Annotated in this window: 13 protein-coding genes; 10 read left to right on the top strand and 3 right to left on the bottom strand. The window is 41.7% G+C overall.

Going from position 1 to position 14,129, the window contains the following annotated elements; all coding sequences use genetic code 11:
• The first annotated feature begins 242 nt into the window (after nt 1-242).
• The 6 genes from ACYQ28_RS05400 (at nt 243) to ACYQ28_RS05375 (ending at nt 6,970) form a co-directional block, all read left to right on the top strand.
• Nucleotides 243-1,343, top strand: coding sequence for a cyclic nucleotide-binding domain-containing protein (locus tag ACYQ28_RS05400; protein WP_460048622.1), 1,101 nt, complete (start codon nt 243-245; stop codon nt 1,341-1,343).
• A 159-nt stretch (nt 1,344-1,502) separates the two neighbouring features.
• On the top strand, nt 1,503-2,651 hold the full coding sequence (locus ACYQ28_RS05395) for a tRNA-queuosine alpha-mannosyltransferase domain-containing protein (protein ID WP_460048620.1): 1,149 nt from the start codon (nt 1,503-1,505) through the stop codon (nt 2,649-2,651).
• A gap of 127 nt (nt 2,652-2,778) precedes the next feature.
• Nucleotides 2,779-3,786, top strand: coding sequence for a tryptophan--tRNA ligase (locus ACYQ28_RS05390; protein WP_460048619.1), 1,008 nt, complete (start codon nt 2,779-2,781; stop codon nt 3,784-3,786).
• 251 nt (nt 3,787-4,037) lie between these two features.
• The gene (locus ACYQ28_RS05385) at nt 4,038-4,250 is read left to right on the top strand and encodes a hypothetical protein (protein WP_460164693.1); all 213 of its coding nucleotides are present in this window, start codon (nt 4,038-4,040) and stop codon (nt 4,248-4,250) included.
• Nucleotides 4,251-4,726: 476 nt separating this feature from the next.
• Nucleotides 4,727-5,587: an alpha/beta fold hydrolase gene (locus ACYQ28_RS05380; RefSeq protein WP_460048618.1), complete on the top strand. Its 861-nt coding sequence runs from the start codon at nt 4,727-4,729 to the stop codon at nt 5,585-5,587.
• A gap of 498 nt (nt 5,588-6,085) precedes the next feature.
• Nucleotides 6,086-6,970 carry a DUF4892 domain-containing protein gene (locus tag ACYQ28_RS05375; RefSeq protein WP_460048617.1) on the top strand — a complete coding sequence of 295 codons (885 nt, stop codon included), beginning with the start codon at nt 6,086-6,088 and terminating at the stop codon, nt 6,968-6,970.
• 62 nt (nt 6,971-7,032) lie between these two features.
• On the opposite strand, the gene folE is transcribed toward ACYQ28_RS05375, so the two are convergent.
• Nucleotides 7,033-7,599 carry a GTP cyclohydrolase I FolE gene (folE, locus tag ACYQ28_RS05370; protein WP_460048933.1) on the bottom strand — a complete coding sequence of 189 codons (567 nt, stop codon included), beginning with the start codon at nt 7,597-7,599 and terminating at the stop codon, nt 7,033-7,035.
• 227 nt (nt 7,600-7,826) lie between these two features.
• On the opposite strand from folE, the gene prmB reads away from it, so the two are divergent.
• From prmB to ACYQ28_RS05355, 3 genes are all read left to right on the top strand, one after another.
• The gene (gene prmB, locus ACYQ28_RS05365) at nt 7,827-8,750 is read left to right on the top strand and encodes a 50S ribosomal protein L3 N(5)-glutamine methyltransferase (RefSeq protein WP_460048616.1); all 924 of its coding nucleotides are present in this window, start codon (nt 7,827-7,829) and stop codon (nt 8,748-8,750) included.
• Nucleotides 8,751-8,795: 45 nt separating this feature from the next.
• Nucleotides 8,796-9,887, top strand: coding sequence for a chorismate synthase (gene aroC, locus ACYQ28_RS05360; RefSeq protein WP_460048615.1), 1,092 nt, complete (start codon nt 8,796-8,798; stop codon nt 9,885-9,887).
• Between the two features lie 284 nt (nt 9,888-10,171).
• Complete coding sequence (locus ACYQ28_RS05355; RefSeq protein ID WP_460048614.1) at nt 10,172-10,699, top strand: hypothetical protein; 528 nt, start codon at nt 10,172-10,174, stop codon at nt 10,697-10,699.
• Between the two features lie 144 nt (nt 10,700-10,843).
• On the opposite strand, the gene ACYQ28_RS05350 is transcribed toward ACYQ28_RS05355, so the two are convergent.
• Both ACYQ28_RS05350 and ACYQ28_RS05345 read right to left on the bottom strand, forming a co-directional pair.
• Nucleotides 10,844-11,650: a DUF547 domain-containing protein gene (locus tag ACYQ28_RS05350; protein ID WP_460048613.1), complete on the bottom strand. Its 807-nt coding sequence runs from the start codon at nt 11,648-11,650 to the stop codon at nt 10,844-10,846.
• On the bottom strand, nt 11,650-12,930 hold the full coding sequence (locus ACYQ28_RS05345; RefSeq protein ID WP_460048611.1) for a radical SAM protein: 1,281 nt from the start codon (nt 12,928-12,930) through the stop codon (nt 11,650-11,652). The genes ACYQ28_RS05350 and ACYQ28_RS05345 overlap by 1 nt, the downstream gene beginning before the upstream one ends.
• 59 nt (nt 12,931-12,989) lie before the next feature.
• On the opposite strand from ACYQ28_RS05345, the gene ACYQ28_RS05340 reads away from it, so the two are divergent.
• Nucleotides 12,990-14,027, top strand: coding sequence for a hypothetical protein (locus tag ACYQ28_RS05340; RefSeq protein WP_460048609.1), 1,038 nt, complete (start codon nt 12,990-12,992; stop codon nt 14,025-14,027).
• The last annotated feature ends 102 nt before the right edge of the window (nt 14,028-14,129 follow it).

Here is a 14,129-nt window from a genome sequence, read left to right as displayed (position 1 = left end):
ACATTCAAGGCACAGCTTGGCCGGAATGAGTCACTCATTTCTGAACGTTTGTTATTTTTTAATACTTATTAGTTATAAATTTACTGTTTTTGATAAAAATAAATTAGGTCTTTGTTCACTAATTTCCAAAAACTTGAATAGCCTCACTTTAGTACAATCGAGTCTATCAATTCTATTTTTTGTCATTTGACTACAATTCCCCGTACACATGTGATATCAAAAATTGTAGAGGAACATCGTCGATGGCAGTAACGCCTGAGCAATTGAGTACATTTCATCCGTTTTCTACCTTGGATCGAAAATACCTAGAAGCAATTTGCGACAAGAGCCAAATTGATAAATACACAAAGGGAAAAATTGTATTCAAACGCGGTAAGGATTTGCCGAGCCTTTATTATCTGGTAGATGGTGAGGTGAAATTAGTTGACGCTAATTTCCAAAGTCGTCATATCGATCTTAATCACGAAGAAGCTAGATACGCACTTAACGAACTAAATCCCAGTAAAGAATCTGCGGTAGCCGCCAGTGACGTGGTTATTCTAGAACTGAACCGACATGTCGTTGATGCTGTTCTGACTAAGTCTGAGTCACAGAATAACCAAGAAACCGTAGCCGCTGCTGCTGCGGTGAGTTCTTCAGAAACTTCTGGATTTGTTACTTCAGAAATCAACTACCTAGATGCCTATGTTTTTCCGCAATCTCCGGAGCTTGATACCGAGCGCAACGATTGGATGAGCCAATTGCTTGAATCACCTTTATTTACATCGATTCCGGCATCTAACATCCAAAAATTGTTCAGTCAGTTTGAAGAGATTGAGGTTGAAGCGGGGCAGTCTATCTTTGAAGCTAACGATCCGGGCGATTATTTCTACGTTATAGCCTCTGGTTCTGTGCAAGTAATTCCTTTGAGCGGAGGCAATACCATACAGTTGAGCGAAGGGAGTTACTTTGGTGAAGAAGCTCTAGTGGGCGATACCACTCGCAATGCCAGCGTAAAAATGCAAACTAAAGGCAGCTTGATGCGTTTGTCCAAAGAAGATTTTGTTGAACTCTTGCAAAATCCTCTGTTTAAGTACATCGAGCGCGATCAAATTGATGATTTTGGCCCGCAAGTGCAATTGCTTGATGTGCGTTTGCCTATCGAGCATCGCCATGTTTGTGTACGCGGCAGCCGCAACATTGCCTTGGGTAAACTGCGCGATAATATTCAATCTTTAGATCCCGGTTACACCTATGTCGTTACCGACGACGGCGGTAGCCGCAGTAAGGTAGCGGTGCAGTTACTGCTGCAAACTGGCTTAAGTGCTGTGATCTTAAATCACTCTGAGCAGTGTTATTCATAACGCTGCTCAATTAGAACCTTTTTAAAGAAGCCTTTGTCTGTTAGACAGAGGCTTCTGTTCCTACCTTTCATCCTTTCTTTATTTTTTTACCTGCGCCTGTGTTTTCGATAGGATTCTTCGCAAATTTCTATCAATATTTGTCCTATCAACAAATGTCTTATGAAAAATGTGCTTTTACTGTCGGCCTATCACAGCGCCAGCCACAAATATTGGGCCGATGGCTTGGTGAACTATTTTTCCGACTGGAACTGGTCCCAAGAGACTTTGGCGGGGCGTTTTTTTAACTGGCGAGTACGAGGTAACAGTTTAACTTGGGGTTTGGGTGATTATCCGAACTTGTCTGAGCCCTACGATCTTATTGTCGCAACCTCAATGGTTGATTTATCCGCGTTACGCGGATTTCGGCCTAACTTGGCAACTATTCCAACGGTTGTTTACTTTCACGAAAATCAGTTCGCCTATCCCGATAATCAGTTGCAGCAAGGTTTGGTAGAGGTCCAACTGACTTCTATATACAGCGCACTTTGCGCCAATGGCATTGTGTTTAACTCGTTGTTTAATGAAAAAACCTTTTTCCATGGCGCCAAAGCATTACTCAAAAAGCTCCCCGATGGTGTTCCAGCGGGATTAATTGAGCAGCTAAAACAAAAAAGCACGGTAATTCCTGTTCCTGTTGGCGAGCGACCTTCGACGATAGGTGAAGGTGACGCTAAGAGCGAGGTATTAAACGGTTTGCCATTGCAGGTTGTTTGGAACCATCGTTGGGAATGGGATAAAGGTCCAGACCGCTTGCTGTTATTGTTGCAATGGTTGGAAGATCAGGGGCGAATGGGTGATTTTAAGTTCCATGTACTTGGCGCAAGTTTTCGCCACAGCCCTAAAGAATTCAAACAGATTAAAGCGTTGCTTGAGCGAAGCAACGCACTTGGGCGCTGGGGTTACATCGAGGATTTTGCAGAGTATCAGAGGGTCTTGTCGCAATCGCAACTAGTTCTATCAACGGCCATTCACGACTTTCAGGGCCTCGCGATGATCGAAGCCGCACGCTTAGGTTGTATTCCCATTGCGCCTGCACGCATGGCTTATCCACAGTGGTTTGCGCGAGAATGCCTGTATCCAAGTAATATCGACGATCCTATTCAAGAAGCTCGTCAACTTGGCGAAAAACTCGTTTCTTTGCTATCAACGGAATCAGAAAAAACGTTTGTTCAATTAAGGCAACAAACGCAAGATTCGTTGTGTATGCAATTGAGTTGGGCTGATTTAGGGCCGCTGTACCGGAAGTTTTTCGAAAAGATTTCTCGTTAGCGCGTAAACCAATCAGCTAAGCAATGCCATCTAAGTTCAAACTCGTTATTATTGGCAGATGAAAAGGCCTTAATTGGCGTAAATTTGAACAGCTGCGAAGCAATAACGCAAGAGTTAACACCTAACAATGACAAAACAACGAATTCTTACTGGTATTACCACCACAGGTACACCACATCTCGGCAACTACGTAGGTGCAATACGGCCGGCAATTGAAGCCAGTAAAAGTGATGACAATTTATCGTTTTATTTTTTGGCCGATTATCACGCCTTAATTAAATGTGGTGATCCTGATCTTGTGCATTCGTCGACCGCTGAGATTGCGGCAACCTGGCTGGCTTGTGGTTTAGACCCAGAAAAAGCGGTGTTTTATCGGCAATCCGATATTCCCGAAATTCCAGAGCTTTGTTGGTTGTTAACCTGTTTAACGGCGAAGGGTCTCATGAATCGCGCGCACGCTTATAAAGCTGCGGTAGCCGAAAACGAAGAAGCGGGTGAAGATCCTGATTTTGGCATTAATATGGGTTTGTACAGTTACCCCATTTTAATGGCCGCAGATATTTTAATTTTTAATGCTCATAAAGTTCCGGTTGGTAAAGACCAAATTCAACACGTAGAAATGGCTCGTGATATTGCCGGTCGATTTAACCATCATTACGGCGAAAAATTTGTACTGCCAGAAGCTCAGGTCGATGAACACGTTGCGGTTTTACAAGGTTTAGACGGTCGTAAAATGAGTAAAAGTTACGGCAATACCATTCCGTTATTTTTACCACCTAAAAAATTGCAAAAACACATTAATAAAATTAAAACCAATTTGCTTGAGCCCGGTGAACCTAAAGATCCAGAAACTTCTACGGTTTTCCAAGTGTGGCAAGCATTTGCCAATGCTGAGCAATTGCAATACATGCGTGCTCAATTTGCCGAAGGCATTGCGTGGGGCGAAGCTAAAAAACAATTGTGTGCATTAATTGATGAAGAAATTGCTCCCGCTCGTGAAAAATACGAAGAATTAATGGCAAAACCGCAAGAAGTTGAAAAAATCTTGCTGCAAGGCGCTGAAAAAGCCCGAGAATTCGCCAAACCATTAGTGCAAGAGTTACGACACGCTGTTGGTATTCGTAAATTAGGTTAATTATTTAAATTGCTGTAGAAACCTCTGAATTAATTCAGGGGTTTTTCTAAAACATGAAATGCTTTTTATGGCTACAGCTCGCGTTATTTGTAAATACTGTGAATTATTTTAAATAACGCTAAAAAGCATGGTTTCATTGATGGTCACAGTCATTGTCTGATCAAAAATATTTTTACAGCATCAAATATATTTTTTTGGTATTGAAATCTTAAAACGTATTTTTAATTGTTAAAGAGGACTTTTTCTCGTATATGGAAGCGCTTATCGGACTGTTAACATTACCATTCATTATTATTGGTTTATTATTTTGGTGGTTGCCTATTATTTTTATACTGTTTTCTGGCAAGGTTACATTTGCCGAAAAATTAGCATGGATTCTATTAACCTTATTTGTATCTTGGTTTGCGTGGATCTTCTTTATGCTACTGGCTCCCATTAAACCTAAACGACCTGATTATTATTAAACTGGTTGAATTACATAATTTAGCAACCTCTGATTAATTCCGTCGTGATTTAATCAGCGGGCAGACATTGAAGATGCGATTTCACTGTTTTCGCAATTTCAATTACTTGCGGTTCTTGAAGTTGGTGACACAAGTGTGTGCCACTGGAAACTCTAGGTTAATGAGGGTTTCTTTTCTGTGAGGTATTAAAGGTACTCAATACCCTTATGTTGCAATACTCTGGTGTTTTTTGTGCCTAATTCTTGCCGTAATTTGCATTGTATCTCGTCGACGACTGAACAATAATAGCGAATTGCTGATGGCTATCTATCTGATTTTATCAGAGGTAAGCGTTGTAAAAGCGATTGCTAATTTCTACATGATTTCAATAACTTAACGTTAATGAAATTGGCAACACCGGCGAGTGTTGTGGGCGACTCTAGGCTTCTTTACTGAGTTCCCAATCGATTATTGTTACGAGCGTACCGAGGTTTAACTTGCATCACTACACAGAACAAGAATTTGACTTGGGCCATATAAAATTACAGGCGCGGGTTTGGGGGCGAGAAAAATCTCATAAAGTAATTGCGTTACACGGCTGGCTGGATAACTGTGCGAGCTTTAATCGCATCGCGCCTTTAATGGATGCTCACGTCGTAGCGCTAGATCTTGCCGGTCATGGTCTTAGCGATCACCGAAAACATCTTGCACCCTATAATTTATGGGAAGACATTGCCGAAGTATTTGCCGTTGCTGATGCGTTGCAATGGCAAGAGTTTTCGCTATTAGGTCATTCCCGTGGTGCTATGGTAGCAACCTTAGCTGCTGGTACCTTTCCAAAGCGAATTAAAGCACTCTCTTTAATTGACGGTATTTGGCCTGAGCCAGTTAATGAAGAAGATGCACCACGTCAGCTCGCCCAGAGCGTTGCTCAGGTTTTAAATCCTCGCCGTAAACGCGCAACCGTGTATCCAAGTTGGGATGCAGCCATAGAAGCACGCATGAATTCTATATTTCCCATTGCTCGCGAAAGTTCAGAACTGCTCGCCGAAAGAGGTGTCTTAGCCCACGAGGGCGGTTATATTTGGCGAGCCGATCCCAATTTACAATTACCTTCGGCGATTAAGCTTACCCGTAATCAGCAACACGCATTTGTTCATAAAATTGAAGCGCAATGCAATTTAATATTAGCGGAAAACGGCATTAGTCATCATGTTAAAAACCTGCGTGAAGAACTTAATCATTTCCCCAAAATTAGCGTAACTCTCTTAGACGGCAGCCACCATTTACATATGGAAACTCGTGTTAATGAGGTGGCCGATGCGGTCAATCAATTGTTTTCACAACTGCACTCGTGAGTAAATATTTACCTGTATGAGCGCAATGGATATGGAAGCTAATCAGTTTGGATTGGTTTTCATGTTTTTCTATAAGCTCATTAACAATAAGCCTAATAAATTAAAGGAAACTTTGATTAACCTAGAGTTTCTTGCTACACAAGGATGTGTCGCCAATTTCAAGAGCAATAAGTGATTGAAATTGTGAAGAAATTGGAAATCGTATTGCCAATTTCTGACCTCTGATTAGATCAGAGGCAAGTTAGTTAGAGGTTTCTAAAGGTTTAAGCTCTATTACTCGTACAATTTTCCCGTTTTTCATTTCAACAATTTGGCCGATGAATATCAATGTATAACGGGTGTTTTTCTGGTTGAATATTAGTCATCATCAAGTTCAGACCGAATAATCCTAAGCTGTCATTGACTAATTATCTTGAGCGGTTATTGTCTTTTCCTAAAATACACTCGCGTTTCTAACAAATAATGGCTAAAAATAATTTAATGCAAGTTCTCGTGAAAATGGCAGGTCGATTGAAATCCCTAAAAATTATTGCTTTTGGACTACTGTTAAGCGGCCCTGTCTGCGTAAATGCCTTAGAGTTAACCAACTTTCGAGGAGCAACCTTGGTTGCCGATCAAACCTCCGATGGCGACTACTCAGTACCTTTAGGGCCTATGCGCAATATCAATGGCAATTGGCAGCCAGAAAGCGAGCGTCTAGTGCAAGGCGTTATGTCTCGATCGTTATTGGAGTTACCGCGCAATCACTCGCTTACCGAGGTTATGCAACAATACTTCTCGCAGCTACAGCGCCAAGACGCGACACCATTGTATGTCTGCCAAGGCCATACTTGTGGCAGCAGTGCTAGTTGGGCCAATGAGTTTTTTAATGATCGACGCCTTTATGGTTTAGATCAGTACCAGGAACTATTGGTCTTTCAACAGTTAGATTCGGAAGGAGCAACTCTCGCAACAGTATACGGTGTGACTCGGGGTAACCAGCGCAGCTATGTGTTGGTTGATGTAGTCAGCGTTGATTTTAATAGCGCTATCAATCAAGAGCCGGATGCCAAAACTGTGGAAGTTATCTTAAAAGGGCAGCGATACTTATCATTGCCGGTACAGTTGCAGGCTGGAAAGTGGCAGATGAGTGATGCATTAACAGCATCCATTACGCAAACCTTGAAAACCTCACCGAGCTTGAAATTGGCGTTGGTTGTGGTTGATCATCGCGACGAAAAACTGGCTACGAATTTAGCCAAATCCAGCGACATTGCTGAACAAATTAAAACGCAAATTATATCTCAACAGATTGATACGGCCCGAATTGAAGTGCATGGCTTGGGCAGTTTGGTACCGGCGGGAGAGAGCACCGTGCGTGCTTGGTTGATTGGTACACGCTAAGGTATTTGCCACCATACAGACAAACTACCACTTATGTCTGTATGGTATTAATGGATCTAAAACTAACAATTTCCAATTAATGCTAAAAACTCAGAACGTGTCGCTGGATTTTCACGAAAATCCCCCAACATAGACGACGTTTTCATTACAGAATTTTGTTTTTCAACACCGCGCATCATCATGCACATGTGTTTGGCTTCAATCACTACTGCAACACCGCTGGCTTTGGTAACGCTCTGAATAGTTTGTGCAATCTGCGTTGTCAGCTGCTCTTGAATTTGTAAGCGTCGCGCAAACATATCGACAATTCTGGCGACCTTCGATAACCCCAATACTTTACCGGTGGGAATATAAGCAACATGAGCGCGGCCAATAAACGGCAGCAGATGATGTTCACACAGTGAATACAGCTCAATATTTTGCACTAACACCATTTCTTGAGAATCAGAAGGAAACAAGGCGCCATTGATTACTTCTTCAAGTGTTTGGTTGTATCCGCGAGTTAGGTAAGCGAACGCTTTAGCCGCTCGATCTGGTGTATCTTGCAAACCAGGACGGTCTAAATCTTCACCAATGGCAGAAATAATTTCCGCGAAATGTTCTCTCATAGCTTCTTTCCTAAAATGAATATTAGCGCGCTAAAAAGGGTTGCATACCCTACGCCATGACGGCTCGCGGGTAAAGCATTCTGGATTCGCGAGCACTAACTTTGTTCTCAAATTACAAGAATAGACGTTAAAAACGATTTATAACGATAATTCACGAACTACAAGACTCTTACGTAACGCAATGCGGCTTTGGTTTAATGCGTTATACCCGTTAGAATAGCGCCCATTCGAGAGGAGAGAACGAATTCGTGAATCAAGATAACCCCCAAATTTGGCAAGAAGCCGTTACCGATCTTGAAACCTTGTTGGATTTTATTCGGTTTGGTGCAACACAAATGTCGAAATCCGACATCTATTTTGGTCACGGTACCGACAACGCCTGGGACGAAGCCGTCTTTTTGGTGCTAGAAGTCGTGAATCTTCCCTATGATCTCTTACCTCAACTCTATTCCAGTAAACTAACTACTACAGAGCGCCAGAGCATTTTAGAGTTGTTTCAACGTCGCATAGCCGAGCGCAAGCCTGCGCCTTATCTTGTTGGCCGAAGCTGGTTTTCTGGAATGCCCTTTTTGGTGAATGATCAGGTTTTGGTACCACGTTCGCCGTTTGCAGAACTCATTTCACGACGTTTCCGTCCTTGGTTGCAAAAATCGCCTGAGCGAATTTTAGACCTTTGCACCGGCAGTGGTTGCATTGGTATTGCTACCGCCGTCGCCTTTCCAGAAGCGGAAGTTTTACTCAGTGATATCTCTGCTGAAGCCGTAGATATTGCTTGGCAAAATATCGCCTATCACGATTTAGAAGACCGAGTTTCGGCCATCGAGTCTGACTTATTTACAGCATTGCCCGGCGAACAATTTGATCTCATCGTCTGTAATCCACCGTATGTTGATCAAGAAGATTTTGAATCCATGCCGCAGGAATATCACCACGAGCCGCAAATCGCGTTAACCTCTGGTTTTGATGGCTTGGATTTTACTCGCCGCTTATTAAGAGAAGCCTGTAATCATTTAACCGATAACGGTCTATTATTTTGCGAAGTGGGCAACAGTTGCTTTGCTCTAGATGCTGCCTTCCCTGAATTTAATTTTACGTGGATAGAATTTGAAAACGGCGGGCACGGCATTTTTGTGATTACCGCCGAAGAATTAAAAAGCTATTTTCAAGCGTAAATAAATATTATTGAATAAATACCGAATACAGTAACGAGAGTCATCATGTCAGGTAACACCTTTGGAAAATTATTTACTGTCACTACCTTTGGTGAAAGTCACGGTATAGCGTTGGGTGCAATCGTTGATGGTTGCCCACCGGGTTTAGAAATTTGCGAAGCCGACTTACAAATCGATTTGGATCGACGTAAACCCGGTCAATCTAAATTCACTACGCAACGTAAAGAAGACGACATTGTTGAGATTTTATCCGGTGTATTTGAAGGTAAAACCACAGGCACACCGATTGGTTTATTAATTAAAAATACCGACCAACGCTCAAAAGACTATTCCAATATTAAAGACTTATTCCGACCGGCTCACGCCGACTACACCTACATGCAAAAATACGGCGTGCGTGATTATCGTGGTGGTGGCCGCTCTTCGGCACGCGAAACCGCCGTGCGTGTTGCGGCTGGCAGCATTGCCAAAAAATATTTAAAAGTCTTTCATGGTATCGACATTCGAGGTTATTTGAGTCAGCTTGGCCCGGTAAAAATCGAAAGTGTCGATTGGGATGAGATTGAAAATAATCCTTTTTTCTGCCCAGATGCCAGCAAAGTACCTGAGATGGAAGCCTTTATGAAAGGCTTAAAAGGCGATTCGATTGGAGCCAAAATTACCGTGGTTGCCAAAGGCGTTAAACCGGGTTTAGGTGAACCTATTTTTGATCGCTTAGACGCCGATATTGCCCATGCAATGATGGGCATTAATGCTGTTAAAGGCGTAGAAATTGGTGCTGGTTTCGACAGTGTTGAGCAATTAGGAACTCAACATCGCGATGAAATTACCAAAGACGGATTCTTATCGAACAATGCCGGTGGTGTGTTAGGTGGAATTTCTACCGGGCAAGACATCGTAGTAAATCTTGCTCTTAAACCTACTTCGAGCTTATCCATTCCAGGACGCAGTGTTGACGTGCACGGTAACGAAGTCGAAGTTGTTACCAAAGGTCGTCACGATCCATGCGTTGGTATTCGCGCTACACCAATCGCCGAAGCCATGCTCGCCATTACCTTGCTCGACCATCTACTGCGTGATCGCGGACAAAATGGTGGCGTTAATCATTCGGTAGCGCTTATCAATCCACAAGCGTAAAGAAAACCGTAAATTCAAAAACCGGCGTGAGCCGGTTTTTTTGTTGCAGAAATCCTAGACTCAGTTGATCGGGGTTTTGAATCGTAAAATTGTGAAGAAACCGAACACCACTGTATTTCTGCTTGATTCACGTATTCTTGTGTTAACTTCATGACATGCGATGGTGGTAAGACCTAAAACTTTTTTACTACTTTTATGCGATAAAAGCATCAGGGATAACATTGTTTATGGATGCACTAAAGCTCTAAACTTCTTAATTTATTATCAACGGTCTAGGGATTAACATGCATATTATTATAGGAATTATTACAGCACTCGCTGGATTAGTTTGGGCTCTATACAGGCTGCAAAATGCAGGCGTAGACCTTAACTCGTTTAATCCATTTTATTGGTTAAGACGCCGTAAATGGTCTAAACAACTAGGAATAAAACCCTTACATAACTTAGATAGTCCTTTCGAAGCGGCGGCCTTACTCGTTGTTGGTGTTGCAACCTATGATGAAGAAGTCACTCGCGAATTAAAAGTCGATGTTATCAATTTATTTATGCAAGAGTTTTCAATTTCCGATGCAAAAGCCTCAGAACTGTTTTCTGCCTCGCGCTATTTATTGCAAGATACCAGTAATTTAGAAGCCGATATTAAAAATATTCTGGCACCCAACAAAGAAAAATTCACGCAGTCGCAAAAAGACTCTTTGTTTAGCATGATAGAAAAGGCTTCAAGTTTTGAAGGTGCAGCCAATGAAAAACAACAGAAAATTATTGCTGCTATTGAGAAGGAATTTTCTCAAGATAAATTGCAAAAATGGTAATGTCGCAAAATTTTGATTGATGACTTTTTTGTGAAAATAATGGTTTATTAATTCACTCACGAAGAGATTTGACTATCAAGTAAGGAGCTCTAGGTTAATCTAGAGTTCCTTTTTTTATGTCTTGCGATCGCAAGATATTGATGGTTACGGTTGTTGGTTAATATGCCAATCGTAATCGATAAAACTTACTTTATAGTCATGTGGAATTTTTTCGCTCAAATATTGGTTGATATAAATCGGTAAATCTTTTTTCTTACCCGATTCTACAAAATCTTCTGTATAAAATTTTAAAATCTCAGAAACATAAGCGCGTTTCGTTTCTGAATCTAAGCGAAAATGCACCGGTTTATCGAAAAATTCATGGGCAGCAGCATCCAGTTCTTTATCTAAATGTTCTGCACTAAAAGGTTGTTGCGGTAATCTCGGACAGTCTTTAACCATACAATTTAGTGCAAAATGCACTCTGGGTTCTCCTAATGGACGAATGACCTTGTTTTCGTATTGGTACAGGTTGGTCTTTTTACTATCTACAACCACGCTTCTTAATACAAAAAAAGACGCGCGTTTTAATGTGCTGGTAAAACCTTCAGGAATATTACGTTCGATAACGCCATTCATCGCAAGAGCGTTATAAGCATTAATGTGATACGCCAAAATCGCATTTTTATCGGTGAAATCAGACGGATTCGTCTGCGGGCCGTAATTTTCTATAACTTCAACAATGGCCGATAGCGACTGCGGATTTTCTGCAATTGTTCGAAAATCGATTCGACCTTGTTCATCCACATGCGTATTTAACAGTTGTGCCCAAGATTGCATGGCAGCTTGGTAATTGCTGGCACTAAAGCTTTTTTTATCTTCGGAAAAAGCAAATACGCTGTTAAACAATAAAATAATTCCGCTAATAAATACGAAAAATTTTGAATAAAAGTTAATTCTTGAAGTGTTCATTAGAATATCTCAACGGTATCTAACAATTTTATGTCTGAATTTTTTGAACGTGTAGGTTTTGGTTTAGAGAGCGGCTCGTAGATTTCGATTTGCCCTTTCTCGTTGGTGACCTCAAGCGTTTTAAGAATATAATTATCACGCTTGGCATTGTGCTCGCACATAGACACGGGGCCTTCGTCAGTCATTACCATAAACGAGCAGGCGTGAACTCTATCGGCGTCGAGGTTTCTAGCGTCCATAAAGTTCTGAATAAAAAAAGTCAACTGATGAACTTGGCCTTTACTTAAAACCACCGCCTTCGTTAAATTTTTAATGTGATACCAACCAAACGTTAAGGCACGGCCCCACCACGCAGGATTTTTTAACACTGTTTTTAGAGCCGTTGCAATCAGTTCACGGCGGTTTGAATATTGCCTGTTGGTGAGTTCTGCAAAATTTGCTAAAAAATCGGCTACCAACCGGCTGTCTTCAACAACCGGAAATATTTCGCCATGAGTCACCAAGGTTGGCAGATAACTGTGGCAATCTTTATGACCAACTCGTACGGACTCCCAAGGTAATTGTTTACCCGCTAGAGATTCGATGGTTTGTTTAACGGTCGCTTGGCTGACAATCGCCTCACGAGAACCCCATTCACCACGGCCTGTTTCGGCTTGTAAATTAAATGATGCAAGGCCTATAACATCGGCATTGTCACGAAAAAATTTTAAGATCTCTGGCAGTTCGTGAAAGTTATCATTGTGTACCGTGGTGTTAAATATCACCATTAAACCCAAACCTCGAGCCCTTTCTAAGTATTCAGCACGTATTTCGTTCAACTGACTTTCGCTGCTATAGCCCGGGCGTTTTTGTGTAGTGTCAACGTGAAAGGCAATATCCTTTAAACCGACCTCAGCCAGCTTTTCTAGCAAACTTCGAGTAGCGGCAATGCCATTGGTGAACAATGCTGGATAAAGGCCAATATTTGCTGCGTAGGCTACGATTTCGATCAGCTCCTTGTGCTTGCGCAACGTGGGATCGCCACCGGTAATCTGAACGTTCACTCCGCGCCCATAGTGCTTAACAACCATATCTAAGCGCCGAAACACTTCTGCCAGAGGAATATCTTTTATCGACTGAGAGTGTTCAGACAAATAACATAGTGAACAGTCCAGGTTGCATCTTTGTGTGATCTCCACCGCCACACAGCCGATGGTTTGACTGCGGCCCAAAATTTGGTTGGGCGCATCAATATGTTGCATTCGATCGAGCGTGCTTTTAAGTATGTCTGCTCTTTGCATATCGGATAACCTTAAAGTAAGGGGCAGTTGGAATTATGCAATTTAGAAAGGTAAAAAATATGCTGTTTTCTAAACATTTCAGAAAACTTAGAAATTGGTACTGGTTGTTAGTATTCACTGCAACCCTAACTACCGGCGTTGGTGCTTCAGAGCGTGAATCAACGCCGATAAATGCACATTCTTCAGAAAACGCCAGTTTTCAGAAAATTTATACCGAAGTTTTTTCTGATCCTTATAAACAATTACCTTATTACACCGTAACTAAACAACTGTTCGGGCAATCTGGTGACTCAGCCGATAACCTAGCGCTGCAAGCTGCGCGGCGCAGCCTTAGCTTCAGTGGCGATTTGTACGATTTTCCTCAAGGGCAAAAAATTTTTCAGGCCAATGGCATTTGTTTTTCGGGAACTTGGCGAATTCAGCAAGCTTCTGAATACACGGGATTATTAAAAAAAGGGATTGAGGTTCCGGTAATTGTTCGCGCCTCGGTTGCTTTAGATGGCACCTTGCAAAAACACAAACGCGCTTTTGGTATGGCGATTAAATTTTTTCCAAATCAAAACCGTGAAGAGTTCATTCCGAGCACTAATTTATTCGTAATGAATTCTTTGGGTGGTGTTAAAAGCCGACATATTCTTGATCTCGAAATGGATAACGCTCCAGAGCTTGGCGCGCTGCCGCCCATCAGTAAATGGGGAACCATGCTACGGTTGCAAAAAGATTTTTCTAGAGCAGATCGTGAAGTTAGCGGTGAAGAGTCGAGAATAGAATATCGTCCCGTGGATAATCTTGCCAGATTCAATAATACTGCCAATGAAAATCCGCGTTTTCCGACTTGGTTAAAATTAACCGCTGACGAAAATATTAGCCGAGTTGATCAAGATGATTTTCGAGATGAATTACAAGTCGAACACTACACAAATAACAAACTCGTATGGAACATTAGTGTTGCCGAAGGTGAGTTAAAAGAAAAACATAAAGCGCAGTGGTTGATTTTAGGTGTATTAGAATTAAATGAGTCCGTTGTTTCTAAAACCTGCGATCAACGATTACATTTTCAGCATCCGTCTGGTCTTGTAAAAGAAAGTCTCGATTAATCGGTGCTTGGGTAAATATCTCGGTATGTGACGATTTACGGTCATTATTCATAAAAGATCATCCTACAAGATGAATGATCGCATAAAAATACTCATCAGATA

The sequence above is a fragment of the Sessilibacter sp. MAH1 genome (assembly GCF_054658315.1).
This window is presented reverse-complemented; position numbering and strand designations above follow the sequence as displayed.